This is a genomic window from Chelativorans sp. M5D2P16 (genome assembly GCF_034427935.1).
In the GTDB taxonomy this organism is placed as follows: domain Bacteria; phylum Pseudomonadota; class Alphaproteobacteria; order Rhizobiales; family Rhizobiaceae; genus Chelativorans.
In genome coordinates this window covers 171,104-195,656 of sequence record NZ_JAXQNM010000036.1, presented here as the reverse complement: position 1 = coordinate 195,656, position 24,553 = coordinate 171,104, and the positions used below count along the sequence as shown (strand labels likewise).

The window sequence follows — 24,553 nt, the reverse complement described above, 5'->3', positions numbered from 1 at the left end:
ATCGTCATCTTGCGTTTCCCTTCCCGACGGATAATTGGGCCATCACTCGCGAATTGAAGACAATTCGAACAATTTTTCCCCGACGTTTCGTCGGAACCAAATGGTAACCCAGCGAGTCATACTCTTGACTGCCGAACGGACACGATATGGGCCCCATGCGCACAGCTTTTCTCTCCCTGATGTTGATCACAGCCGTTGTGACGAGCGGCGCCGGAATCTGGGCAGCGACCGCCTCCGACGTCTATGAGACGACGGATGGCTACGGCATCACAACATTCGCGAAGTAGTTAAGGCAATTTGCCAAGCCGAATTCTTTCGCCCGCAAACGCGCCAAAGGCAAAGAGGTAGAGCGATATATTGAAGCAAATGCGTGCGCATTTCGCTCTATCGGCCGACCTCCAGGAGGCGCTTGCGCTTTCCCTCGAACATCATCGCGGACAAGCGGCCGCTGTGAAAAGCACCGGTGTCGAGGTTTACCCGGTTGGGCAGGATTTCCGGCCTCGGCACGGGAGTATGGCCGTGCACGATCACCTTTGAGTGCAATTGCACGTGGCCGAGGAACAGGTCTCGAATCCAGATGAGGTCTTCGGCCGACTGCGCCTCCAGCGGCACGCCGGGTTTGATGCCCGCATGACAGAAAAAGTAGTCGCCGAAGCCCGCCGACAGCTTCAATCCGCGCAGGAAATCCATGTGCGCCTGCGGGATCATATCCCGCAAGGCCTGTGCGGAACGCTCCAGCGCCTCGAGCGGATGAAAAGCCATCTCCACCCCGTAGGATCGTGCCGTGGTGGTGCCGCCATAATTGGCGAACATGCCATCCGGCATCGGCTCCATCAGGAATTCCAGGAAACCGACATCGTGGTTGCCGCCGAGCGCCACGACACGCGGGTCGCTCGCGGTTGTGCGCGATAGGAACTCGATCACCTGCCGCGACGCCGGCCCGCGGTCGACATAGTCGCCGAGATAGATGATGCGCCAGTCCGGCGGCCGCCCCTCGATGATTTCGGCCATGATGCGGCGGTGCATCTCGACCATGAGATCGTAGCAGCCGTGAATGTCGCCCACGGCATAAAGCCGCATGCCCTCCGGCGCGGCGGCATCGTCGAAATGAATCCCTCCTTCAGCCGCCATCGACCACGACGAGATGCAGCGCACGCGGTCCGTGGGCTCCCAGGAGCAGCGTCTGCTCGATGTCGCCGGAGCGGGACGGCCCGGTAATCAGATTGAGCGTGCGCGGCATCGTTCCCTTGCCGAATTTCCGCCGGAGGCCTGAAAACACCGTCTCCAGATCGCCGGCAATGTCCTTTGCGTTCACCACGACGATATGGTGCTCCGGCAGGAAATTGACAGTGGTCGGGTTCTCCGCGCCCGAATGCAGCGCGACGGTGCCCGTTTCGGCGATGCCGGCGATGGCGTGGCTGACGCCCACCTGGTCGTCCGGGTCCGCAGGGCCGGGCTTGACCTCAAGCGCCTTGACCTTTTTCCAGGGCATGGCGCCCAGCCGCTCGTCCGCACCCATGCGCACGGCGGCCGGCAGGTTCTTTGCCCGCAGATAGGCCGCGACGGCCTTGGGCACATCGGCCGGCGCTTTCACCCGCTCGACGGTAGCGGAAACCTTGTGCGCCATCTCACAGAACAGGGCGATGCGCTCCTTGTCCGCTTTCTGGCCGCGCAGCGGGATAATGCCCGACGGCGCATCCTTGAGCCGCTTTGCCACCTTCGCGGTGCGGCTGTCGCCCGATGCGGCCCCAAGGGATGAGCGCACCTTGCCCAGTATCGCCTCGCGCCCGCTCATGCCCGCGCTCCCTGTTTCAACGCCTCGCGATCGCGCCATTGCTGCATGAAGGTGCGGCTTTCGGGCGCCGGCAGGTCGCGGTGCCTGGTCCAGCCGCCGGCGAAAGGCAGATAGCGGAACCGGCGCTTTGCCCCACCCATGAGCGAAAGGGCGGGAATGGCGAAGGACGTGGCCAGCCGGTAAAGGCTCGGGCGGCGGGCGAAGAGGGCCCAGGCGCGCAGGCCGTAGCGCTGGCCTGCCGGGTTGAGCCCGCGGGCGAATTCCCGCTCGCGCCAGTGGCGCATCATCTTCGGCAATGGGATTCGCATGGGGCACACCGCCTCGCAGCGGCCGCAGAAGGTCGAGGCGTTCGGCAAATGGCCCGACTTGTCGACGCCGGCGAGCGACGGCGTCAGCACCGCGCCCATGGGCCCGGGATAGACCCAGCCGTAAGCGTGGCCGCCGACGGCGTGGTAGACCGGGCAGTGGTTCATGCAGGCGCCGCAGCGGATGCAGCGCAGCATGTCCTGGAACTCCGTCCCGAGCATGGCGGAACGACCGTTGTCGAGCAGGATGACGTGGTATTCGTCGGGCCCGTCCGGGTCGTCCGGCCGGCGCGGCCCGGTCGAGACGGTGGTGTAGACGCTCATGTCCTGGCCGGTGGCGGAGCGGGCGAGCACGCGCAGGATCTGGCCCATATCCTCCAGCGTCGGGACGATCTTCTCGATCGAGGCGACGACGATGTGCACGCGCGGCAGGATCTGCGTCAGGTCGCCATTGCCCTCGTTGGTGACGATGACGGAGCTGCCGGTTTCCACGACCAGGAAGTTGGCGCCGGTGATGCCGACATCGGCGGCAAAATATTCCGAGCGCAGCACGCGCCGCGCCTCGCCCAGGAGCGCCTCGGGTTCCGACAGGTCGCGGCCCGGCGGCAAATGGTCGTGCACGCGGCGAAAATCGCTCTCCACCTGGTCCTTGGTCAGATGCACGGCGGGCGCGATGATGTGGCTCGGGTGTTCGCCGCGAAGCTGGATGATGTATTCGCCGAGATCAGTCTCGACGGGACGGATGCCCTCCTTCTGGAAGAATTCGTTGAGGCCGATCTCCTCGGTGATCATGGACTTGCCCTTGGTCACCGTGCGGGCTCCGGCGGTGCGGCAGATCTCCAGGATCGCCGCGCGGGCATCCTCCGCCGTCTCGGCCCAGTGCACATGTCCGCCGGCGGCCTTCACCTTCTCCTCATAGGCTTCCAGATAAAGGTCGAGATGGGCGAGCGCATGGTCCTTGATGGCGCGGGCGGAGTCGCGCAGGGAGTCGAATTCCGGCAGCGCGTCGACTGCGTTCTGGCGCTTGTCGATGAAGCCCGAGCGCACGTGATGAAGGGCTTTCTGCAGTTGCGCGTCGGCGAGCGCCGCACGCGCATTCGTCTTGAAGGAGGGTGAGGTGATTTGCATCAGCGCTCTCCCCTGCCGATCGCCGGACCGTCATCCATCCCGGCCAGCACCTCAGCCACGTGGCGCACGGCGACGTCCTTGCCCTGGCGCTGCAGCTTGCCGGCCATGTTCATGAGGCAGCCGAGGTCTCCCGCAAGCAGCGTGCCTGCTCCCGAGGCCTCGATATTGGCCGCCTTCTCCTCGACGATACGGTTGGATATGTCGGGATACTTCACGCAGAAAGTGCCGCCGAAACCGCAACAGACGTCGGAATCCTTCAGTTCTTTCAATTCAAGGCCAGATACGCTTGCAAGCAAACGGCGCGGCTGCTCGCGGATGTTGAGTTCGCGCAGGCCCGAACAGGAATCGTGATAGGTGACGCTGCCCTGGTGGGCGGCCTTGACGTCCGCTACGCCCATGACATCGACCAGGAAGCTGACCAACTCGTGCACCTTGTCCGAAAAGGCGGTCGCGCGCTCCGCCCAGGGACCGTCCTTGAAAAGCGCCGGATAATGCTTCTTCAGCATCCCGGCGCAGGAGCCGGACGGCGCCACCACATAGTCGAACTCCTCGAAAATCTCGATCGTCTTTTGCGCGATGGCCGTCGTGTCGTCCCGGTCGCCGGAATTGTAGGCCGGCTGACCGCAGCAGGTCTGGGCCATCGGCACGTCGACCTTACAGCCGGCATCCTCCAGAAGCTTGACCGAGGCGAAGCCGACGGTTGGCCGGAAGAGATCGACCAGGCACGTGACGAAAAGTCCGACGCGCGGCTGTTTCAGGGTTTCGTGTTTCAAGGCATCATCCTGTTCTTGACTTGGCGGCGGCGGACCGCCGGGACCGGCCCGACCGCATAGCTTTCACCTCCGGCGAAGAGCGCTGCTGAAGGCGAAGCTTCGCGATATGCTCCCATTCGCCCGTCCGCTCGGCCTCCGTGCTCGCCCATTCCACATAGGCGATGTGATCGACGGAGGCGGAACGCGCGGCCGCGGGATCGCCGTCGCGGATGGCGAGGAAGATCGCCCGGTGCTGGGAAAGCAGATCCTCCCGCGCGCCCGGCAGGTCGTAGACCCGGGCGCGGCTGTAGAACACCCCATCCGCCAGCAGCCGGTAGCAGGAGCGCAAGGTATGAAGCAGCACGAAATTGTGCGCGCACTCGCCGACGGCGTTGTGGAACTCGACGTCGATCTCGACTTCCGTCTTGAAATCGGCCGTGGCGTGGGCATGCTCCATGCGCGCGACGATGTCGGCGAGCAGTGCCTTGTCGGCCTCCGTCGCCCGACGCGCCGCCATCTCGGCGGCGACGGCCTCGACCTCGCGGCGATACTCCAGATAGTCGGCGGTGGCCTTGGGATGGGTGGCGATGAGCTCGCGCATGGGCTTGGCGAAGACTTCGCCGACGATGCTGGCAACGTGCGTGCCGCCGCCCTGGCGGCTGACGAGAAGACCTCTGGCTTCGAGCGCCTTGAGCGCATCGCGCAGGATGGGGCGCGAGACGTCCATCCGGCTCGCCAACTCGCGCTCGCCCGGCAGCCGGTCGCCGTCGCGCAGAATACCCTGCAGGATCAGCGCCTCGATCTGGCGCACCACGGCGTCAGCCGTACGGGCATGTTCGATTCTGGAATAGATGGTATCCACGGCAAAACGGGGCTTTTGGCTATGGCGGCAATCTAGCGACATTGACGACAACTGGTCAAATGTTTTAACCAATTTTCGACAAAGCTTTCTCAAGCGCGGTAGCGCAGGGAAAAGCGGTCGGTTTGCTTACCACCGGGAACAAGAGGCCATGTCCGGACCGCATATGCCCGAAGCCGACGCGGCGACGCTGAAAAAGCGCGAGGAGATCATCGCGGACATGCGCATCATCGTGCCCGGTGAAGGTGTGGTGGCGGTTGAAAACGAGATGCGCGCCTTCGAAAGCGACGGGCTGACCGCCTATAGGCAGTTGCCGCTCGTGGTCGTCCTGCCGGAAACGGTTGCCCAGGTCTCGCGCATTCTCAAATATTGCCACGAGCGCAATATCCGCGTGGTGCCGCGCGGCTCCGGCACGTCGCTTTCGGGCGGCGCGCTGCCGCTCGCCGACGCGGTGCTGCTCGTCATGAGCCGCTTCAACCGCATCCTGGAAATCGATTTCGACAACAGGGCCGTGGTGGCGCAGCCGGGCGTGACCAATCTCGGCATCACCCATGCGGTCGAGCACGAGGACTTCTACTACGCTCCGGACCCCTCCTCGCAGATCGCCTGCTCCATCGGCGGCAACGTTGCGGAGAATTCCGGCGGGGTTCACTGCCTGAAATACGGGCTGACAGCCAACAACATCCTCGGCATCGAGATGGTGCTGATGACCGGCGAGGTGATCCGCCTCGGCGGCAAGCATCTCGACGCGGAAGGCTACGACCTGCTCGGCCTGATGACCGGCTCGGAGGGGCTCCTGGGCGTCGTGACGGAAGTGACCGTGCGCATCCTGAAGAAGCCGGAGACGGCGCGGGCGCTCCTGATCGGCTTTCCTTCGAGCGAAGAGGCCGGCCAGTGCGTGGCCGACATCATCGGCGCCGGGATCATTCCCGGAGGCATGGAGATGATGGATAAGCCGGCGATTCATGCGGCGGAGGATTTCGTCCAGGTGGGCTATCCGCTCGATGTGGAAGCGCTGCTGATCGTCGAGCTCGACGGGCCGCAGGCGGAGGTAGACCACCTGATCGCCCGTGTGGAAGAGATCGCGCGCAAGAACGGCGCGACGACCAGCCGTGTCTCCAACTCCGACGAGGAGCGCCAGGCCTTCTGGGCCGGGCGCAAGGCGGCCTTCCCGGCCGTCGGCCGTATCTCGCCGGACTATTATTGCATGGACGGCACCATCCCCCGCAAGGAACTGCCGCGCGTGCTTGCGGGCATGCGGGCACTTTCGGAGAAATACGGGCTCAACGTTGCCAACGTATTCCACGCCGGCGACGGCAATCTGCACCCGCTCATCCTTTATGACGCGAACAAGCCGGGGGAGCTGGAAAAGGCGGAGGATTTCGGCGCCGATATCCTGCGGCTGTGCGTCGAGGTGGGCGGTGTGCTGACCGGCGAGCACGGGGTGGGCGTGGAGAAACGCGACCTGATGCCGGAGATGTTCACCGAGGACGACCTCAACCAGCAGATCCGCGTCAAATGCGCCTTCGACCCGAACCATCTGCTCAATCCCGGAAAAATGTTCCCGCAGCTTCACCGCTGCGCGGAGCTCGGCCGTATGCACATTCACCGGGGGCGGATGCCGTTTCCGGAACTGGAGAGGTTTTGAGGCGGTGCTCTTCAAGCGGTCGGTTCTGGAAGGAATAGCGCGGGGCGAAATCACGCTCGCCTTCCGGCGCTGGAAGAAGCCCACGGTTTCACCCGGCGCACGATTGCGGACCGCCTTGGGCGAGGTGCGGATCGGCGCCGTGGAACCGGCCGACGAAGCAGTACTCGGAGAGGAAGAGGCGCAAAGCGCAGGTTTCGCCTCGTTGGACGAACTCAGGCACGACCTGCGGGACGGCGAAGGTCGCAGTCTTTACCGGATCGAATTGTGCGGGATCGAAGTGGACCGTCGCGTCCCACTACGGCAGGAAAGCGCACTTGCTCCGCAGGAGGCGGCGGCGATCGAGGAGAAGCTGTCCCGCTGGGACAAGGCCAACGGCCGCAAGGGCTATCACCGCGCCATCCTCGATGCCATAGCGGCCGGAGGCGGCGTTGCCGCAGCACGCATCGCTGAGCAACTTGGGGTGGAGAAGCTCAAGCTCAAGCGCGACGTGCGTAAACTGAAAGAACTGGGCCTGACCGAGAGCCTTGACGTTGGATACGGACTTTCGCCGCGGGGCAGGGCGCTGCTCGCAATTTTGGAGGCCCGTCGATAATGCAGGTCTGTGCTCTTTCATGACCACCTTCACCCCCACCACCGCTGCCCAGACGCTTGAAATCGTCCAATGGGCGGTGGCTGAAGAAACGCCGCTTGAAGTGGTCGGCCACGGCTCCAAGCGCAGCATCGGCCGGCCCGTGCAGACGGAGCACACGCTGGATCTTTCGAAGCTCTCGGGCATAACTCTCTACGAGCCGGAGGAACTGGTGCTTTCGGCAAAGGCGGGCACGCCGCTGGCCGAGATCGAGGCCCTGCTCGCCGAAAACAATCAGGAGTTCGCCTTCGAGCCGATGGATTATGGCCCGCTTCTTGGAGCGGAGCCGGGGCGCGGCACGATCGGCGGGGTGTTTGCGGCCAATCTTTCAGGGCCGAGGCGGATCAAGGCGGGGGCGGCGCGTGACCACGTGCTGGGGATCAACGCCGTTTCCGGGCGCGGCGAAGCCTTCAAATCCGGCGGGCGCGTGGTGAAGAACGTCACCGGCTACGACCTTTCCAAGGGGCTCGCCGGCTCATGGGGCACACTGGCGGTGGTGAGCGACGGCACCTTCAAGGTGCTGCCGGCGGCGGAAACCGAGAAGACTCTCGTGGTGGCCGGTCTCAGCGACGCCGAGGCTGCGGCCGCTATGGCCGAGGCGACGGGCTCGAGCGCGGAGATCTCGGGCGCTGCGCACCTCCCGGAGGGTGTGGTCGGGCGGTTTCTCGAAGGCGGGCTCAAGGGTGCGGCGCGGACGGTGCTGCGCCTCGAGGGGTTCGCCCCCTCGGTGGACTACCGGCTCGACCTCCTGGCGCGACTGATGAAGCCATATGGCTCTGTGGAGACGATCGAGGAAGGCCAGTCACGCGTGCTGTGGCGGGATATCCGTGATTGCCTGCCTTTCGCCGACGCGACGCCAGCGCCGGTGTGGCGGGTGTCGATGGCGCCGACGGAGGGGCATAAAATGGTGGACGCCTTCCGCCGCGCGGCCGGTGCGAACGCCTATTACGACTGGCAGGGCGGGCTCGTCTGGCTGCGCATGGAAGCAGATCCGGAGGCCGAAATCCTGCGCAAGCTGATCGCCCATTTCGGCGGCGGGCATGCGACCCTCGTGCGTGCGCCACTCTCGCTCAGGGCGGCGGTCCCGGTTTTCCATCCGCAGCCGCCGGCGCTGGCCGCATTATCGGCGCGGCTGAAGGCGCAGTTCGATCCCAAGGACATTCTCAACCCGGGGCGGATGGCTGCCGCGTGAGCCCATGCTAGAGTGCCCCGGCAGGCAAAATTGGAGACGGATATGAACGAGACGCGTCAGACTCAGCCCACTCCGCCCGGCAGGACAAACGGCTGGCTGGAGCCAGGTCCGACGAATATCCAGGTGATCTACATTCTCTATCTGGTCAGCTTCGTCATCGGGATCTCGGCGCTGGTGGGGATCGTGCTGGCCTATCTCAACCGCGGAAAGTCCGAGTCCTGGGTCGAGACGCACTACACCTGGGCGATCCGCACCTTCTGGATCGGCGTTCTCTACGGCATCGTCTCGGCGGTCCTCATGGTGGTCGGGATCGGATTCCTCCTGCTTCTCGCGGTGGCGATCTGGGCGGTGGTGCGCATCGTCATCGGCCTGCAGGCGGTCAGCCGCAGCGAGCCGATCAAAAACCCTGAAAGCTGGATGCTGTAGGCGACATGCAGACCCATTTCACGCCGGAGCAACTGGCCGATCCCGATGTCGCGGAATCGGAATCGATCCTGCGCAAATGCGTCCATTGCGGGTTCTGCACGGCCACGTGCCCGACCTATGTCGAGCTCGGCAACGAACTCGACAGCCCGCGCGGACGCATCTACCTCATCAAGGACATGCTGGAGAACGACCGGCCGGCCGACCGCGAGACGGTGACCCATATCGACCGGTGCCTATCCTGCCTGTCCTGTATGACGACCTGCCCGTCCGGCGTGAACTACATGCATCTGGTCGACCATGCCCGCGTGCACATCGAAAGGACATACCGCCGGCCGCTCCTCGATCGGATGACGCGGGCGCTTCTGGCGCGCATCCTGCCCTATCCTGCGCGTTTCCGCCTGGCCCTCCGGCTGGCGAAGCTCGGGCGGCCTTTCGCGCCCGTGTTTCGTGCGCTGCCGGGCCTGAAGCCCGTCGCCTCGATGCTGGAGCTGGCGCCGGCCTCTCTGCCCGCCGCAGCTCAGCCCGTCCAAGCGGCTTCGCCGGAGGGTGCGCCGCGGGGCCGGGTCGCCGTGCTCGGCGGCTGCGCGCAATCCGTGCTCGACCCCGGTATCAATGCGGCAACGGCGCGGCTGCTCGCGCGGCTCGGGATCGAGACAGTGGCGGCGGAAGGCGAAGGCTGCTGCGGCGCGCTCGTCCATCACATGGGCCGCGCGGAAGAGGCCCATGCCTTTGCACGGCGCAACGTCGACGCCTGGACACGGGAAATCGAAGGCGGCGGCCTCGACGCGATCATCATCACCGCGTCGGGCTGCGGCACGACCATCAAGGATTACGGGCACATGCTGCGGCAGGATCCCGCCTATGCGGACAAGGCCGCGCGCGTTTCCGCCCTGGCCAAGGACGTCACCGAGTATCTTGCCGGGCTCGATCTGCCGGAGCCGGAGAACGCGCCGGGCCTTACCGTCGCCTATCACTCCGCCTGCTCCATGCAGCACGGGCAGAAGATCACGCGCGAGCCGAAGGCGCTGCTTGCGCGCGCGGGCTTCATCGTGAAGGAGCCGCGCGAGGGGCATCTGTGCTGCGGCTCGGCGGGCACCTACAACATCCTCCAGCCGGAGATCGCGCGCCGGTTGCGCGACCGCAAGGTGAAGAACATCGAGGCCACCGGCGCGGATCTGGTCGCCACGGGCAATATCGGTTGCATCACGCAGATCGCCTCGGGCGCGCGGCTTCCGGTCGTGCATACGGTGGAACTCGTCGACTGGGCCTATGGCGGGCCGAAGCCCGAGGGCCTGCCAAATCTCCGCCCGGAAATGATGGCTGCCGAATAGGAAAAGGCAGCACCTCTTCCAAGATGCTGCCTTTTCAGATGGTCCGGCAAAACCCCTCGACCGGGCCCATCCCCCGTTCACTGCGAATCAGATTACCACGACCTTGGCGCCGACGGGAACACGCCGATACAATTCTATCACATCCTCGTTGCGCATCCGAATGCATCCCGACGAGACGGCCTTGCCGATCGTCCAGGGCGCGTTGGTGCCGTGGATGCGGTAGAGCGTGGAGCCCAGATAGAGCGCGCGCGCTCCAAGGGGGTTCTGCGGCCCGCCCTTGACGAAGGTCGGCAGGGCGCGGCCCTTGCGCTTCTCCCGCGCGATCATCTCCGCGGGGGGACGCCAGTCCGGCCATTCGCGCTTCTGGCTGACGTGGTGCGTGCCGGCCCATTCGAACCCCGGCTTGCCGACGCCGACACCGTAGCGGCGTGCCACGCCACCTTCCTCGACCAGGTAGAGGAAGCGCCTTCCGGTATCCACCACCACCGTACCCGGCGCATGCGGGCCATCGTAGGGCACCGTCTGCGGGAGGAACTCCGGATCGAGCTGCTGGCCAGCGTAATAGGGCCGCGGCCGCGGGGCGCGGACGGCAGCCGGCGCGGCCTGCCACGCCTGGGCGGAGCGCTGCGGTTGGCGCTCGCCGGACGATGGCCGTGCCTCGGCGGCGGGTCGCCGCACCTGCGACTGTCTCACCTGGCGCTGCTGCGCCTGCGGCGGCGGGGCTTGTCTGTTATCACGCCGGCGTATGGCGGCGCGTTCCTGAGTTTGCCGCAACTGCTGGATCCACGGTGCCGAAAGGTCGGGGCTGACAAGCACCGGAGGCGGTTCGACGTAGCGATTTTGCGCCTGCACGGCAGACGCCGCGAGCAGGAAAGCGGTGGCCACCGCTATACGGACAAGAACCTTCATGCGAGCACCCTACGTTCTTTCAGCTGTCTGTCGCGGTGGCGCGGAGATTCCCTCGGGACGCGTCGCATTCCCCAGCGGTATCGCGCGCCCCGTTGTCAGGATGGTGCACGGGTCAGCCAAGCAAATGGTGAATCCGGCTTCATAAAATGCGATAGGAGAGCAAAACCGCTCGGCATGGTTACCGCCCGATTGAACAAGACGGTAAATGGCAATTTAAACTTATGGTTGTATAACCAGCGGGGGACATGAGCATGGACGAGGCCAATTCGGGCCTGATCGAGGGCACGGACGGGAAGAAGCGCTGCTTCTGGCACGCCAACCTGCCGGACTACCTCGCCTATCACGACGAGGAATGGGGCCGGCCCGTCGCCGACGATCGGCGGCTGTTCGAGAAGCTGTGCCTGGAAGGCTTCCAATCCGGCCTCTCCTGGCTCACCATCCTGCGCAAACGCGAGAATTTCCGCGAGGCCTTCGCGGGTTTCGACTTCGAACGGGTGGCGCGCTTCACCGAAGACGATGTGGAGCGACTGCTGGATAACAAGGGCATCATCCGCCATGGTGGCAAGATCCGCTCAACCATCAACAATGCCCGCCGGGCAATCGCGCTTTGCGAAGAGGAGGGCTCGCTCGCCCGCTATTTCTGGCGCCAAGAGCCTGGCCCCGCGGAACGGCCCGAAAGGCTCGATTACCGGACGCTGATCGCCAATTCCAAGACGGACGTTTCCACACGCATTTCCAAGGACCTGAAGAAGCGCGGCTGGAGCTTCGTCGGCCCGACCACCGTCTATGCCTTCATGCAGGCGATGGGGCTGGTGAACGACCATATCGAGGGCTGCGCCATGCGCGAGGAGGTGGAGCAAACCCGGCACGCCTTCGTCAGGCCGGTTTGACAATCGCCGCGAACGGCGTGCCCTCGCTTGACTCTGGAGGATGCGGCGACTATCTCCACCGCTGTTAGCACTCTCTGCGAGGGAGTGCTAATCGCGCTCCTGCCCTCTCGGGCGGAGACAAAGTCCATTTCATTATCCGAATCAAGGGTTCAGGACATGGCCAAGACGAATTTTCGCCCGCTTCATGACCGTGTGGTCGTTCGCCGGGTCGAATCCGAGGAGAAAACGGCTGGCGGGATCATCATTCCCGACACCGCAAAGGAAAAGCCTCAGGAAGGTGAAATCATCGCCGTCGGTTCCGGTGCGCGCGACGAGGGCGGCAAGGTCGTTCCGCTCGATGTGAAGGAAGGCGATCGCGTTCTCTTCGGCAAGTGGTCGGGCACCGAAGTCAAGCTCGACGGCGAGGATCTCCTCATCATGAAGGAATCCGACATCATGGGCGTGATCGGCTGAGCCTTTCGCCCGTTCGCTATCGGTTCAACGGACAAACGGCCTCACGCCCGAGGCCAGGAGACAAGAGAACATGGCTGCAAAAGACGTAAAATTCTCCCGTGACGCACGCGAGCGCATGCTCAGGGGCGTCGATATTCTCGCCAATGCGGTGAGGGTCACGCTCGGCCCGAAGGGCCGCAACGTCGTGCTCGACAAGTCCTTTGGCGCGCCGCGCATCACCAAGGACGGCGTGACCGTCGCCAAGGAGATCGAGCTCGAGGACAAGTTCGAGAACATGGGCGCACAGATGGTGCGCGAGGTGGCCTCGAAGACCAACGACATCGCCGGTGACGGCACCACGACGGCGACGGTTCTCGCCCAGTCCATCGTCCAGGAAGGCGCCAAGGCGGTTGCCGCCGGCATGAACCCGATGGACCTGAAGCGCGGCATCGATCTCGCCGTCGACCAGGTGGTCGAGTATCTGGCCAAGGCTTCCACGAAGATCAACACCTCCGCCGAGGTTGCCCAGGTCGGCACGATTTCCGCCAATGGCGAGAAGGAAATCGGCGAGATGATTTCGCAGGCCATGCAGAAGGTCGGCAATGACGGCGTGATCACCGTCGAGGAGGCCAAGACCGCCGAGACCGAGCTCGAGGTGGTCGAGGGCATGCAGTTCGACCGTGGCTATCTCTCCCCCTACTTCGTCACCAATGCCGAGAAGATGGTGGCCGAGCTGGAGGATGCCTACATCCTGCTGCACGAGAAGAAGCTGTCCAACCTGCAGGCGCTGCTGCCGGTGCTCGAGAGTGTCGTCCAGTCCTCCAAGCCGCTGCTCATCATTGCCGAGGACGTCGAGGGCGAGGCGCTGGCGACGCTGGTGGTCAACAAGCTGCGCGGCGGCCTGAAGATCGCTGCCGTCAAGGCACCGGGCTTCGGCGACCGCCGCAAGGCCATGCTCGAGGACATCGCCATCCTGACGGGCGGCCAGGTGATCTCCGAGGATCTCGGCATCAAGCTGGAGAACGTCACGCTCGACATGCTGGGCCGCGCCAAGAAGGTCTCGATCACCAAGGAAGAGACGACCATCGTCGACGGTGCGGGCCGCAAGGACGAGATCGAGGCACGCGTCGGGCAGATCAAGGCGCAGATCGAGGAGACCACCTCCGACTACGACCGCGAGAAGCTGCAGGAGCGGCTGGCCAAGCTTGCCGGCGGCGTGGCGGTGATCCGCGTCGGCGGTGCGACCGAGGTCGAGGTGAAGGAGAAGAAGGACCGCGTCGACGACGCCCTCAACGCGACCCGCGCGGCCGTCGAGGAAGGCATCGTGCCGGGCGGCGGCGTCGTACTTCTGCGCGCCTCGACGGCGATCACGGTCAAGGGCGAGAACGCCGACCAGGACGCCGGCATCAACATCGTCCGCCGTGCGGTTCAGGCGCCGGCGCGCCAGATCGTCACCAATGCGGGCGACGAGGCGTCGATCGTCGTGGGCAAGATCCTCGAGAACAGTGACGTCAGGTACGGCTACAACGCCCAGACCGGCGAGTACGGCGACATGATCGCCTTCGGCATCGTCGACCCGATGAAGGTCGTGCGCACGGCGCTCCAGGACGCCGCGTCCGTGGCCGGCCTGCTGGTCACCACCGAGGCGATGATCGCCGAGCTGCCGAAGAAGGAAGCGCCGGCCCCGGCAATGCCGGACGGCGGCATGGGCGGAATGGGCGGCATGGGTGGCATGGGCTTCTAAGCTCACGCACCACGCAATCCCTGCGGAAAGGGCGGCCTGCCGGCCGCCCTTTTCATTTTCGCTCTTCCGCTGCAGTCCGGCGAATCGGCGAACAAACCCCGTTTGATTTATCGTCTCCCGGCGTGCCGGTAGACGGCCATTGCCGGGCCATTATCCAGGAAGACGCATTTGCAAATGACGGCCCGATGGCGCATATGGCCGGCAGTGAATGATGAACTGGGAGCGCACGATGAAGACCCGCGTCGAGACCGACACCTTTGGCCCCATTGACGTGGCCGCCGACCGTTACTGGGGTGCGCAGACGCAGCGTTCGCTGACCAACTTCCGCATCGGCACGGAAAAAATGCCGGTTCCCCTCGTGCACGCGCTCGGCATCGTCAAGAAGGCCGCCGCCGAGGTGAACATGAAGCTCGGCAAGCTTGAACCGAAGTTGGGCGAGGCCATCGTGGCGGCGGCCGGCGAAGTGGTGGAGGGCAAGCTGGACGGGCATTTCCCCCTCGCGGTTTGGCAGACCGGCTCCGGCACCCAGTCGAACATGAACACCAACGAGGTGATCGCCAACCGGGCGATCGAGATGCTGGGCGGCGAGATGGGCTCGAAGAAGCCGGTTCATCCCAACGACCATGTGAACATGAGCCAGTCGTCCAACGACACCTTTCCCACCGCGATGCATATCGCTGTCGGCCGCGAGGCGGCGGCCGAGCTCCTGCCGGCGCTCGACCACCTCACGAAAGCGCTGGAAGAGAAGGAGAAGGCCTTCGCCGAGATCGTGAAGATCGGCCGCACCCATACCCAGGACGCCACCCCGCTCACCCTCGGTCAGGAATTTTCCGGCTATGTCGCCGCACTCAAGCTCGGCGCCAGGCGCATTGCCGAGGCACTCGAAGACGTGCACGCGTTGGCCCAGGGCGGCACCGCCGTCGGCACCGGCCTCAACGCACCGGTCGGCTTCGACGTGGCCTTCGCCGAGAAGGTGGCGGAGATCACCGGGCTGCCCTTCCGTACCGCGGAAAACAAGTTCGAGGCGCTGGCAAGCCACGGTGCGCTCAACGCCTTCCACGGCGCGCTCAATGCGCTTGCCGCCGATCTCTTCAAGATCGCCAACGACATCCGCTTCCTGGGCTCCGGCCCGCGCTCGGGGCTCGGCGAACTGAAACTGCCGGAGAACGAGCCCGGCTCCTCCATCATGCCCGGCAAGGTCAATCCCACCCAGGCGGAAGCGCTGACGATGGTGGCGACCCAAGTCATGGGCAACCAGACTACCGTCACGGTCGCCGCAAGCCAGGGCCATTTCGAGCTCAACGTCTTCAAGCCCGTCATCGCCAACGCCGTCCTGCAATCGATCCGCATCCTTTCGGACGGGATGCGCTCCTTCACGGACAACTGCGTCAAGGGCATCGAGGCGGACGAGGAGCGGATCGCTGATCTGATGCAGCGCTCCTTGATGCTTGTGACGGCGCTCGCGCCGGCGATCGGCTACGACAATGCCGCCAAGATCGCCAAGACCGCGCACGGGAACGGCACCACCCTGCGGGAGGAAGCGCTGAAGAGCGGCCTTGTCTCGGAGGCGGACTACGACCGGCTGGTGCGCCCGGAGAAAATGATCTCACCGGCTTGATTCCGGAGCCTTTCATGGCTGCGGCTTCGCTTTGACCGGAACGGTTCAGGCTCGTGACATACTCGACGACAAAGGCCGCCCCCATAGCCGTCTACAGGCCTAGCCCACCATGCGCGCGGGCGCCCGTTCGCGGGCGAGCTTCTTGAACTTGCGTACCACCATGTCGCGCTTCAGCTTCGACAGATAGTCGATGAACAGCACGCCGTTAAGATGATCGATCTCGTGCTGGAGGCAGGTGGCAAGGATGCCGTCGGCCTTGAGCGTCTGCTTCCTGCCGGCAAGGTCGACGTAATCGACCGTGACCTCGGCCGGGCGTTCCACTTCCGCATAGTAATCGGGAATGGAAAGGCAGCCCTCCTCGTGCACGTTGCGGACGTCCGAGCGCTCGACGATCTCCGGATTGATGAAGACCTGCGGATTGCGCGGCTCGTCCTTCTCCGCCACATCGAGCACCAGCAGGCGTCGCGGTTCGCCTACCTGAATGGCGGCCAGGCCGATACCCGGCGCATCATACATGGTTTCCAGCATGTCGTCGGCGAATTTGCGCAGGTCATCGTCCACGCGCTCGACGGGTTTGGAAACCTCGCGCAGCTTCGGATCGGGAAGAAGGATGAGTGGCCGGGTCGTCATGTTCGTCAGGTAATCGGTGCCGGTGAAGGCGTCAATATAGGACACTTCGTGTTTCACCGGAATATGTTCACGTTTTGGTCTTATTGCGGGCGTGCGAATCGTCTAGAGTGCCGGACATGAACGAAATGGCTTCGCTTTTCTCCACGCCCGTCGCGCAACTCGGAACGGTGGAAATATCGCTGGGCGGCGTGCTCGTCACTGTCGTCGCGGCTTTCGTGCTTCTGTCCGCCGGCACCGTTCTCGCGCTCTGGCGCACGGGCCGCATGCGCGCGCAAGCCGCCGAGGAGGCGGCGGCGCGGGCGCGCGAGGCGGAGACGCGCATGGCGGAACTGACGAAGGCGCAGGCGGAACTTCAGGGCCGCATGGGCACCATCGCCGAGGTGTTCGGGTCGCGCCAGGCGGAACTGACGAAGACGCTCTCGGAGCGGCTCGACGGCATGTCCTCGCGGCTCGGCCAGTCGATCACCGAGCAGACGAAGTCCACCCATGAAAACCTGTCCAGGCTGCAGGAGCGCCTAGCCGTCATCGACACTGCCCAGAACAACATCCAGTCGCTCGCCGGCCAGGTCGTCCAGCTCCAGCAGATCCTGTCCAACAAGCAGACCCGCGGTGCCTTCGGCCAGTCGCGCATGGAGGCGATCATCGCCGACGGCCTGCCGTCTTCCGCCTACGAATTCCAGGCCACCCTGTCGAACGGCAACCGGCCCGACTGTGTGGTAAAGATGCCGAACGGCGCGCCTTCGCTCGTCATCGATGCCAAGTTTCCGCTGGAGGCGTGGAACGCCATTCGCAAGGCAGCGGAAGGCGAGGAGGGCAAAGAGGGGCGCCGGCAGGCCGAAGCCGCTTTCCGCCGTGACATCGAAACCCACGTCAAGGCGATCGCGGAACGGTATCTGATCAATGGCGAAACCCAGGACACGGCTTTCATGTTCGTGCCCTCCGAGTCGATCTTCGCGGAGATCCATGAGAATTTCGAGGCGCTGGTGCAGCGGGCCCACCGTGCCCGCATCGTCATTGTCTCGCCGTCGCTGCTCATGCTTTCCATCCAGGTCATCCAGGCGGTGCTCAAGGATGCGCGCATGCGCGAGCAGGCCCATCTCATCCAGGCCGAGGTCGTGCGGCTGATGCAGGACGTCTCCCGACTGGACGAGCGTGTGCGCAAGCTGCAGACCCATTTCTCCCAGGCCAACCGCGACATCGACATGATCCTGACTTCGGCGGAAAAGGTGACGAAACGGGGCGAGAAGATCGAGGCGCTGGAGCTTGGCGCGCCGGAGGCCGAAGCGGCGGAAAGCAAGAGCCTGCCCAAGGGAGAGGCCGTCAAGCAAGCTGCCGCCGCCACCGGTTCCAACTCGCTGAAGCTGCGCGTCGTCGACGAGTAAGCTTTGACGCAAAGCATCTTTTCCGACGTGTCGCTGGCGTTTGGCCACACCCCACACTCCAAGACGTGGATGCCCATAGGTCCTTGCATTTTAGGCTGGACGGTACCTGACGGGTGATTTTCCTGACCTGACAACGAACCGGATCCGCTCTACCGTCGGAAAACGCGGGGAACACGATCGTGCCTCAGGTACTCCACACGATAACCGGTCTCAATGTCGGCGGAGCCGAGATCATGCTGACGCGCCTCGTCGGCCGGATGGACCAAGCGGGATTTCCCTCGACCGTCCTGTCGCTGCTGCCGGCTGGCGCCATGGCCGCGAGTCTGCCGCAACGGCACGCGAGCCTGCACTCCCTTTCGATGCAAAGAGCCCGGCCCAGGTCGCGGAACGTGCTCGATCTGCGCAGGCTGGTACGACAGCAGAGCCCGGACATCATTCACGGCTGGATGTACCACGGCAATATGGCCGGCTCGCTCGGATCTCTCCTGAGCTTCACCTTCGCACCGGTGATCTGGAGCGTGCATCACACTATTGCCGATCTCGCTGTCGAAGAGCCGAAGATGCATCGGCTCATCCGGTTCTCCGCCATGTTGTCGCATCTCGCGGCTGCGATCTGCTACTGCTCGAGGATTGCGGCCCGCCAGCACGAGCATCTCGGATTCAACGCCCGCAGGAGCGCGGTCATCCCGAACGGAATCGACACCGATACCTTCTATCCGACACGCAGCCGTCGGGCCCACCTGCGCGCGACGCTGAACATTCCCCCCGAGCGGCGGATCATCGGCCATTTTGCCCGATATCACCCGATGAAGGATCAGGTGAACCTCGTCAGGGCGGTCTCCGTACTGATCGCCGACGGGCACGATGTTCAACTGGTGATTGCCGGGGACGGCCATGAGAACGGCCCGGTCAGGGAGGCAGCGAGAGATCTCGCCATCGACGACCGCGTTACCACCCTCGGCCTTCGCCACGATGTCGCGGAATTGCTGCCCGGGCTGGACGTCTTCGTGCTTTCATCCGCATGGGGTGAGGCGTTCTCGCTGGCCGCCGGCGAGGCGATGGCAAGCGGCGTGCCCGTTGTGGTGACGGATGTCGGAGACTGCGGCTGGCTCGTCGGCCCAACGGGGGTCGTCGTGCCACCCCGTGAGCCGCATGCCCTTGCGGCAGGGTTGGCCAGACTGCTCGTGCTTGCCGCCGAGGACCGCCAGGCCTTGGGCGCCGCCGCCCGGGAGCGCGTCGTCAACCGTTTTTCGCTGCAAAGATACGTCGAGCGCCACGTCTCCCTTTATGAGAAGGTTTTGGAAGGTGAGGGGCGAAGACGTTGACCGGATTGCCTACGGTGGCTTGCCCGCGGTGAACTGATTCTAGCCTGCCGGCCGGTCGAGCGCGGCTGCCATGTCCGCGATCAGCTTCGCCTCGTTCTCCGGCCGCTCTTTGCGCGCGGTCACCAGGCAGGCCTGGGAGCGCAGGATGATGCCGTCCTCCAGAACCTTCAAGTGGTTGGCTCTGAGCGTCGAGCCTGTGGAGGTGATGTCGACGATAACGTCGGCCGAGCCGGCCGCCGGCGCGCCCTCCGTCGCGCCGAGGCTTTCGACGATGCGGTAGACCTGGATCCCGTGTTTCTGGGAGAAGAACTGCTGTGTCAGCCGCCAGTATTTGGTGGCGATCCTGAGCCGCCTGCCATGGCGCTGGCGGAAATCGGCTGCAACGTCGTCCAGATCGGCCATGGTGGCGACGTCGAACCACACCTTTGGCACCGCCACCACTACGTCGGCATGGCCGAAGCCGAGCCTCGCGCCGATCTTAACGCGCGCCTCCCATTCGGGGATCGTCTCGCGCACGAGGTCCTCGCCGGTGATGCCGAGGTCGATGCCGCCCCGGGCCAGTTCGCGCGCGATCTCGGAGGCGGACAGGAAGGCGACCTCGAGTCCGGGAAGGCCGTCCATCGTGGCCCGGTATCGGCGGTCGTTCTCCGGCAGGCGGACCGTATAGCCGGCATCTTCGAGCCGCCGCACGGCCTCCTCCTTGAGACGACCTTTCGAGGGCAGGGCGAGTGTGACGCTCATGGCCTGTCCTCCCGCAAGGCTGCCACGCGGTCGAGCCAGATGGAAAAGCCGACGCCGGGGATGGGCTTTTCGGCGCCGAGCAGCGTCAGGAGCCGGTCGTAGCGCCCGCCGCCGGCCAGCGGCTGGTCCAGCGCCGCTGTCCCGATCTCGAACACGAAGCCTGTATAGTAGTCGAGCGGCCGCCCAAACCCCGCATCGTAATGGATCTCGGCCGGCGGCAGCCCATGCCGGACGATGCGCTCTGCGCGCTCCCGGAAGCCGGTTAGCGCCTCGTCGAGGAAGATACCCGCCCCTTCGGCGAAATCAGCCAGGCGCGCCTCGGCCTCTTCGAGTGGTACGTGGATGGCCAGAAAGGCCTTGAGTGCATCGAGCGCGGTGTCGGAGAGGCGCACGCTGGCAAGCTCGGCCTTTTCCATCAGCCGCCGCGCGATCTCCAAAGGCAGCCGTCCGGCCGAAGGCGACAGGCCGGCCTCTTCCATCGCCTTTTCGATATGTCCGGCCAGCGCGTCCGCATCGCCGCGCGTCACCAGCCCGGCCACCTCGCGCGGCAGGCGCGCCGTGCCGGGCGGATTGGTGAACTCGGCGATTGCCGCCTCCAGCATCGCCGGCGAGCCAAAGGCGCGCGCAAGCCGCTTGCGCCAACCGCGCGGCAGGCCGAGGCCGGAAAGCACCGCCTCGAACACCGCTTGGTCGCCAAGGGTGACGGTCAGCGTGCGCTCAGGCAGGACGCGCGCAAGCAGCGCATGGGCGTCGGCCAGCGAGCGCGCGTCGGCATCCGCGCGGTCTTCGGCGCCCAAATCCTCGATGCCTGCCTGAAAGAATTCCGCGCCGCCCTCGCGGCGCTGACGGAACACCTCGCCCAGATAGGCATAGCGCCGCGGCGTCGTCGCGCGCCGCTCGATGTGGTCGCGGCAGACGGGAATGGTGAATTCGGGCCTCAGGCACAGGCTGCGGCCGGTCTCGCTCTCGGTAAGGAAAATGCGCCGGCGTAGATCCTCGCCCGCCATGTCGAGGAAGGGGTCGGCCGGCTGGATGATCGGGATGTCCGTCAGCGCCGCCGCGCGCTCTTCGAAGAGGGCGAGGATGTCGCCGGCGAAGGAGGGGTAACGCAAGGTCATGGGCGGCGGGCTCTTTCCTGCGCGCGCACTGGGGTGCCGCCGCCTCCGACAGAGGATCCGGCGCCGGACATGCTCACGCGCCCCGCTCTTGCCGCTGCGCCTCGAGCACGCCCCTGACCGCCTCCACCAGTTCGCCCTCCGGCACGGAAAACTGCGCCGGCCGCGCCGCGCGCCAGGTCACATTGTCCTCGATCTCTTCGGAAAGGCGCTTGCCCTCCGCGAGGTCCTTGATCTGCACCTCGCCCTTCTCGCGCTCGTCGCCGCCCTGGATAACGACGCACGGGGCACCGCGCCGGTCGGCATATTTCATCTGCGCCTTCATGCCGGCACCGCCCAGATACATCTCGGCGCGGATGCCGGCCCGGCGCAGCTCGGAGACCATCTTCTGGTATCGCCCGAGGCTCTCCGTGTCCTTGTCCATGACGAGGACGACGACGGGGGCAACTGTCTCTGTTGTCCGGAGCTTGCCTAGATTCTTCAGCGCCGTCATGAGGCGGGAGACACCGATGGAGAAGCCCGTGGCCGGCACCGGCTCGCCGCGAAAGCGCGAGACGAGCCCGTCATACCGCCCGCCGCCGCCAACGGAGCCGAACTGGACGGTCTCGCCCTTTTCGTTGGGGATTTCGGCCAGTAGTTCGGCCTCGTAGACGGGCCCGGTGTAATACTCGAGGCCGCGCACGACGGAGGGGTCGATGCGGATGCGATCGGAGTCATATCCAGAAGCCGTTACCAGTGCCGCTATGTCCCGTAGCTCGGCAATCCCTTGGGAAGCGATGTCATTTTCACCGAAGCTTGCGTCCATCGCCGCGAAGAGATCGCGCGGTGATGCGTCGTCATCGTTCCATTCCGTCCCTTCATCGTTCAAAGTTGACTGAACCGACCGGCCCGAGGAGTCGCTGGTAAAGTCATGCCACCTTGCGAAATCGATGAACCGACCAATGCGCGTAATCTGGTCTTCGTTCAGCCCCGCACCCTTCGTAAAGTCACCACTCTCGTCCATGCGACCCGGGCCAAGCAACGCTCGCACCCCTTCCGGCCCGAACTTATCTAACTTGTCAATCGCCCTGAGCACCGTCAGCCGCCGCCCGGCATTCTCCTCCCCGCCGAGGCCGATCCCGTCCAGCACCCCGTCGAGCACCTTCCGGTTGTTCACGCGAATGACGTATTGATCTTTGAGCCCCAGCGCCTCCATCACGTCGGCCATCATCATGCACATCTCGGCATCCGCCGCGACGCCGGGCGTGCCCACTGTATCGGCGTCGAACTGCATGAACTGGCGGAAGCGGCCGGGGCCGGGCTTCTCGTTGCGGAACACCCAGCCGGCGCGGTAGCTGCGATAGGGCTTGGGCAGGCGCTCGAAATTCTCGGCATAGAACCGGGCGAGCGGCGCCGTCAGGTCGTAGCGCAGCGAAAGCCACTGCTCGTCGTCGTCCTGGAAGGAGAAGACGCCCTCGTTGGGCCGATCCTGGTCGGGCAGGAACTTTCCCAGCGCGTCGGTATATTCGATGAGCGGCGTTTCGACCGGCTCGAAGCCGTAGAGCTCGTAGACGGCGCGGATCTTCGCCACCATCTCGTCGACGGCGCGGATGTCCTCGGCATGGCGGTCGACGAGCCCGCGCGGGAGCCGTGCCTTCACCTTGTCCGCCTTGCCTGCCATGTGCGATTCCGCCCGTCCAGAATGATTGACCGCGCCCGGTCTTCCGGGCGCGGCTGTCCTAGCCGATAAGGGTGTGTGCGGCAAGGGCGCGGGCGGGCCGCTCAGCTCACGAAGCGCAGGTTCGACAGCTCGTCGGCGATCTCGCGGAAAGTCTCCTCGAGTTCGGCGCCGGTGGCGTTCCAGAACAGCTTGGCCGGTTTCTCGGGATTCTCGGGGTCCTTGCGGAAGCGCGACTCGGACGAGCACCGGCGCAGGGCGTCGATCTGCTCCCTTTCATTGTTCCGCCACGTGCCGAGGTCGAGCGCCACCGTCATCACCATGATGCCTTCCTGTTTCGCCGTCTCGCACAACTGGTCGAACTGCTGGTTCATCGCCTTCGTGAAATTTCCTTCCGAATAGTAGCTGCTGTTGACGGTTGTGCCGTCGAAGATGCGGCCGTTCTCGGCATAGCCGTAGTTCGAGTAGATCGACTTGTTGCCCGCTTCGTCGCTGGCGCCGAACCATCCGGGCGTATAGTAGGTGTTGGCGCCGTCCGTCAGCACGATGACCACCTTGTCGTTGCCTTTCTCCTGGTCGGGTCTGCCCTCGGTGAAGGGCTCTCCGCCGGAGACGACGCGCCAGCCCCAGGCCATGCCCTCCGGCACGTTGGTGGCTCCGTCGGCGCGCATCTTGTCGATCGCACCCTTGACGAGGTCCAGCCCGGCTTGGTCCGTCACGTCCGTGAGTGGCGTGATCGGCTCGGTGGTGCAGCTAAGGTTGGGACCTTTCCCGGGCGGGACGGGCGTGCCCACCGCATAAAAATATTTTGGCATGTATCGCTGGCGGCTGAGGGACTTGTTGGGCCATTCGCCGCCCGTCTGGTCCGCCCACCAGTCGTTGTAGGCCCTGCGGCCGCGGTCGGACGGATCCGTCTCATCGGGCGCGAACATGGGTACGAACAGGGTTTCCGGGTGATCCCTGTCGGGCGGTGTGTCGTCCAGGCCCAAGGGATGGGGACGCATCTCGACGCATCCCGCCCAGTGGAATTGATCTGCGTTGTGTTTGAGCTTCTTGATCTCGTCATAAAGAGTGAAGCGCGTCACGACCTCATCTTCTTCCTCGTGCCAGCCCTTGCCGCGCTTCTTGTAGACACCCTCGATCCATTCGACTCGTTTATCTTTGCTTCTTTGTTCGTAATATTCCCCGATGGTCTCCCAGTCGAAATTCTCGTGATGGATCGGCGACCGCCCGTCGGTATCCATCCACCAGGCGTCGCGCTTGTCGGGTCCGACATTGACCGAGGCCGCGAAGGGCACCACGCCGAACTGCACGGGCTTTGTCACCTGCTGCATGTTCTCGCCCTGTTTCGCCAGCGTCTCGACGAGCTGCTTGGCGGCATCCTTCAAAAGGGCCAGGCGCTTCTTGCCGGAGCCCGAGCCCCATTCATCCATGGAGCCGGAATTGTCGAGCACCAGCGCCACTTCGAGCGTGTTTTTCAGGCGCACCGCGTTGTTGGCGTTCAGGGTGAGTTTCGTCTGGCTTTCCGCGTCTTCGCCGCGCAGGGCCTGGAAGACGGGGAAGAAGATGGGCTGATAGTCGAGGTCGGCGCTCATCTTCAGCGTGCCGCCGCCGGCCTTGTCCGTCGGCAGTTCCACATGCAGCGTGGTTGCCTCCGGCTTGACCGGGCCGAGATTGGCTTCGAAATATTTCCGCGCGTAGGCCAAGACGTCGTCTTTGCTGTCACCCGCCAAGAGCCGCCGGGCGGCGGCGATATTGGCCGCGTCGAGCGCGTTGAGCGCAGCCTGCCTGTGGGCGCCCATGCGGGTGTAGTCGATCGCGAGCGCCAGCGCGCCCATGACGGGCACCATGACGAGTGCCGTGAGCACCGCATAGTTGCCGCGCTCGTCACGACGGAATTTGCGTATCATGAATGCCACCCTGCCTCTGGCTTATGCCGGCAGGATGCGCCAACAGGCTGAACGGATTCCTAATCGGGTGGCAGGATCGGCCATAACGGTTGATGGACCGTTAACATGCCGTTCCCATACCTCTCCTTCCCGAAAG

Annotated in this window: 22 protein-coding genes; 11 read left to right on the top strand and 11 right to left on the bottom strand. The window is 64.8% G+C overall.

Annotated features, from left to right (window positions below):
- Nucleotides 1-384: 384 nt before the first annotated feature.
- From SIN08_RS16980 to SIN08_RS16960, 5 genes are read right to left on the bottom strand one after another with little or no spacing between them, the layout of a single operon-like run.
- Nucleotides 385-1,155, bottom strand: coding sequence for a metallophosphoesterase (locus SIN08_RS16980; protein WP_322452782.1), 771 nt, complete (start codon nt 1,153-1,155; stop codon nt 385-387).
- A complete protein-coding gene (locus SIN08_RS16975) occupies nt 1,121-1,795 on the bottom strand; it encodes a lactate utilization protein (protein WP_322452781.1) in 675 nt (224 codons plus the stop codon). The genes SIN08_RS16980 and SIN08_RS16975 overlap by 35 nt, the downstream gene beginning before the upstream one ends.
- Complete coding sequence (locus SIN08_RS16970; protein ID WP_322452780.1) at nt 1,792-3,228, bottom strand: LutB/LldF family L-lactate oxidation iron-sulfur protein; 1,437 nt, start codon at nt 3,226-3,228, stop codon at nt 1,792-1,794. Before SIN08_RS16970 ends, SIN08_RS16975 begins: the two co-directional genes overlap by 4 nt.
- The gene (locus tag SIN08_RS16965) at nt 3,228-4,001 is read right to left on the bottom strand and encodes a (Fe-S)-binding protein (protein ID WP_322452779.1); all 774 of its coding nucleotides are present in this window, start codon (nt 3,999-4,001) and stop codon (nt 3,228-3,230) included. Before SIN08_RS16965 ends, SIN08_RS16970 begins: the two co-directional genes overlap by 1 nt.
- Nucleotides 4,002-4,005: 4 nt before the next feature.
- A complete protein-coding gene (locus SIN08_RS16960; protein ID WP_322452778.1) occupies nt 4,006-4,842 on the bottom strand; it encodes an FCD domain-containing protein in 837 nt (278 codons plus the stop codon).
- Between the two features lie 148 nt (nt 4,843-4,990).
- On the opposite strand from SIN08_RS16960, the gene SIN08_RS16955 reads away from it, so the two are divergent.
- The 5 genes from SIN08_RS16955 to glcF all read left to right on the top strand — a co-directional run bounded on the left by SIN08_RS16955 (nt 4,991) and on the right by glcF (nt 10,064).
- On the top strand, nt 4,991-6,487 hold the full coding sequence (locus SIN08_RS16955) for an FAD-linked oxidase C-terminal domain-containing protein (protein ID WP_322452777.1): 1,497 nt from the start codon (nt 4,991-4,993) through the stop codon (nt 6,485-6,487).
- Between the two features lie 139 nt (nt 6,488-6,626).
- Nucleotides 6,627-7,079: an ASCH domain-containing protein gene (locus tag SIN08_RS16950; RefSeq protein WP_322452776.1), complete on the top strand. Its 453-nt coding sequence runs from the start codon at nt 6,627-6,629 to the stop codon at nt 7,077-7,079.
- 19 nt (nt 7,080-7,098) lie between these two features.
- On the top strand, nt 7,099-8,307 hold the full coding sequence (glcE, locus tag SIN08_RS16945; RefSeq protein ID WP_322452775.1) for a glycolate oxidase subunit GlcE: 1,209 nt from the start codon (nt 7,099-7,101) through the stop codon (nt 8,305-8,307).
- Between the two features lie 42 nt (nt 8,308-8,349).
- Nucleotides 8,350-8,733, top strand: coding sequence for a DUF4870 family protein (locus SIN08_RS16940; protein WP_322452774.1), 384 nt, complete (start codon nt 8,350-8,352; stop codon nt 8,731-8,733).
- A gap of 5 nt (nt 8,734-8,738) precedes the next feature.
- On the top strand, nt 8,739-10,064 hold the full coding sequence (glcF, locus tag SIN08_RS16935; RefSeq protein WP_322452773.1) for a glycolate oxidase subunit GlcF: 1,326 nt from the start codon (nt 8,739-8,741) through the stop codon (nt 10,062-10,064).
- An 87-nt stretch (nt 10,065-10,151) separates the two neighbouring features.
- Here the strand turns inward: glcF and SIN08_RS16930 are convergent, their stop codons facing one another.
- On the bottom strand, nt 10,152-10,973 hold the full coding sequence (locus SIN08_RS16930; RefSeq protein ID WP_322452772.1) for a L,D-transpeptidase: 822 nt from the start codon (nt 10,971-10,973) through the stop codon (nt 10,152-10,154).
- A 251-nt stretch (nt 10,974-11,224) separates the two neighbouring features.
- Between SIN08_RS16930 and SIN08_RS16925 the strand changes: the two genes are divergently transcribed.
- The 4 genes from SIN08_RS16925 to fumC all read left to right on the top strand — a co-directional run bounded on the left by SIN08_RS16925 (nt 11,225) and on the right by fumC (nt 15,657).
- Entirely contained in the window at nt 11,225-11,863 is a 639-nt protein-coding gene (locus SIN08_RS16925) for a DNA-3-methyladenine glycosylase I (RefSeq protein WP_322452771.1), read from the top strand.
- A gap of 156 nt (nt 11,864-12,019) precedes the next feature.
- On the top strand, nt 12,020-12,316 hold the full coding sequence (gene groES, locus SIN08_RS16920) for a co-chaperone GroES (protein WP_274427024.1): 297 nt from the start codon (nt 12,020-12,022) through the stop codon (nt 12,314-12,316).
- A 70-nt stretch (nt 12,317-12,386) separates the two neighbouring features.
- Nucleotides 12,387-14,039, top strand: coding sequence for a chaperonin GroEL (gene groL, locus SIN08_RS16915; protein WP_322452769.1), 1,653 nt, complete (start codon nt 12,387-12,389; stop codon nt 14,037-14,039).
- A gap of 229 nt (nt 14,040-14,268) precedes the next feature.
- On the top strand, nt 14,269-15,657 hold the full coding sequence (gene fumC / locus SIN08_RS16910; RefSeq protein ID WP_322452768.1) for a class II fumarate hydratase: 1,389 nt from the start codon (nt 14,269-14,271) through the stop codon (nt 15,655-15,657).
- Nucleotides 15,658-15,756: 99 nt separating this feature from the next.
- Here the strand turns inward: fumC and def are convergent, their stop codons facing one another.
- Nucleotides 15,757-16,287 carry a peptide deformylase gene (gene def, locus SIN08_RS16905; RefSeq protein ID WP_322452857.1) on the bottom strand — a complete coding sequence of 177 codons (531 nt, stop codon included), beginning with the start codon at nt 16,285-16,287 and terminating at the stop codon, nt 15,757-15,759.
- A 116-nt stretch (nt 16,288-16,403) separates the two neighbouring features.
- Here def and SIN08_RS16900 point away from each other — a divergent pair, with 116 nt between their 5' ends.
- Together SIN08_RS16900 and SIN08_RS16895 are read left to right on the top strand one after the other, a co-directional pair.
- Nucleotides 16,404-17,669 carry a DNA recombination protein RmuC gene (locus tag SIN08_RS16900; RefSeq protein ID WP_322452767.1) on the top strand — a complete coding sequence of 422 codons (1,266 nt, stop codon included), beginning with the start codon at nt 16,404-16,406 and terminating at the stop codon, nt 17,667-17,669.
- 179 nt (nt 17,670-17,848) lie between these two features.
- Complete coding sequence (locus SIN08_RS16895) at nt 17,849-18,994, top strand: glycosyltransferase (RefSeq protein WP_322452766.1); 1,146 nt, start codon at nt 17,849-17,851, stop codon at nt 18,992-18,994.
- Between the two features lie 39 nt (nt 18,995-19,033).
- Here SIN08_RS16895 and hisG read toward each other — a convergent pair whose 3' ends face one another.
- The 4 genes from hisG to SIN08_RS16875 all read right to left on the bottom strand — a co-directional run bounded on the left by hisG (nt 19,034) and on the right by SIN08_RS16875 (nt 24,417).
- Entirely contained in the window at nt 19,034-19,735 is a 702-nt protein-coding gene (gene hisG, locus SIN08_RS16890) for an ATP phosphoribosyltransferase (RefSeq protein WP_322452765.1), read from the bottom strand.
- Nucleotides 19,732-20,853 (bottom strand): ATP phosphoribosyltransferase regulatory subunit, encoded by a 1,122-nt coding sequence (locus SIN08_RS16885; protein WP_322452764.1) that lies wholly within the window; start codon nt 20,851-20,853, stop codon nt 19,732-19,734. The genes hisG and SIN08_RS16885 overlap by 4 nt, the downstream gene beginning before the upstream one ends.
- 73 nt (nt 20,854-20,926) lie before the next feature.
- A complete protein-coding gene (hisS, locus tag SIN08_RS16880; protein ID WP_322452763.1) occupies nt 20,927-22,510 on the bottom strand; it encodes a histidine--tRNA ligase in 1,584 nt (527 codons plus the stop codon).
- Between the two features lie 101 nt (nt 22,511-22,611).
- Entirely contained in the window at nt 22,612-24,417 is a 1,806-nt protein-coding gene (locus SIN08_RS16875; protein ID WP_322452762.1) for a TadE/TadG family type IV pilus assembly protein, read from the bottom strand.
- Nucleotides 24,418-24,553: the final 136 nt, after the last annotated feature.

Coding starts and splice junctions, on each gene's coding strand:
- SIN08_RS16975 (WP_322452781.1), bottom strand. CDS start 1,795: ATGAGCGGGCGCGAGGCGATACTGGGCAAGGTGCGCTCATCCCTTGGG.
- SIN08_RS16970 (WP_322452780.1), bottom strand. CDS start 3,228: ATGCAAATCACCTCACCCTCCTTCAAGACGAATGCGCGTGCGGCGCTC.
- SIN08_RS16955 (WP_322452777.1), top strand. CDS start 4,991: ATGTCCGGACCGCATATGCCCGAAGCCGACGCGGCGACGCTGAAAAAG.
- glcE (WP_322452775.1), top strand. CDS start 7,099: ATGACCACCTTCACCCCCACCACCGCTGCCCAGACGCTTGAAATCGTC.
- SIN08_RS16940 (WP_322452774.1), top strand. CDS start 8,350: ATGAACGAGACGCGTCAGACTCAGCCCACTCCGCCCGGCAGGACAAAC.
- glcF (WP_322452773.1), top strand. CDS start 8,739: ATGCAGACCCATTTCACGCCGGAGCAACTGGCCGATCCCGATGTCGCG.
- SIN08_RS16930 (WP_322452772.1), bottom strand. CDS start 10,973: ATGAAGGTTCTTGTCCGTATAGCGGTGGCCACCGCTTTCCTGCTCGCG.
- SIN08_RS16925 (WP_322452771.1), top strand. CDS start 11,225: ATGGACGAGGCCAATTCGGGCCTGATCGAGGGCACGGACGGGAAGAAG.
- groES (WP_274427024.1), top strand. CDS start 12,020: ATGGCCAAGACGAATTTTCGCCCGCTTCATGACCGTGTGGTCGTTCGC.
- groL (WP_322452769.1), top strand. CDS start 12,387: ATGGCTGCAAAAGACGTAAAATTCTCCCGTGACGCACGCGAGCGCATG.
- fumC (WP_322452768.1), top strand. CDS start 14,269: ATGAAGACCCGCGTCGAGACCGACACCTTTGGCCCCATTGACGTGGCC.
- def (WP_322452857.1), bottom strand. CDS start 16,287: ATGACGACCCGGCCACTCATCCTTCTTCCCGATCCGAAGCTGCGCGAG.
- SIN08_RS16900 (WP_322452767.1), top strand. CDS start 16,404: ATGAACGAAATGGCTTCGCTTTTCTCCACGCCCGTCGCGCAACTCGGA.
- hisG (WP_322452765.1), bottom strand. CDS start 19,735: ATGAGCGTCACACTCGCCCTGCCCTCGAAAGGTCGTCTCAAGGAGGAG.
- SIN08_RS16885 (WP_322452764.1), bottom strand. CDS start 20,853: ATGACCTTGCGTTACCCCTCCTTCGCCGGCGACATCCTCGCCCTCTTC.
- hisS (WP_322452763.1), bottom strand. CDS start 22,510: ATGGCAGGCAAGGCGGACAAGGTGAAGGCACGGCTCCCGCGCGGGCTC.
- SIN08_RS16875 (WP_322452762.1), bottom strand. CDS start 24,417: ATGATACGCAAATTCCGTCGTGACGAGCGCGGCAACTATGCGGTGCTC.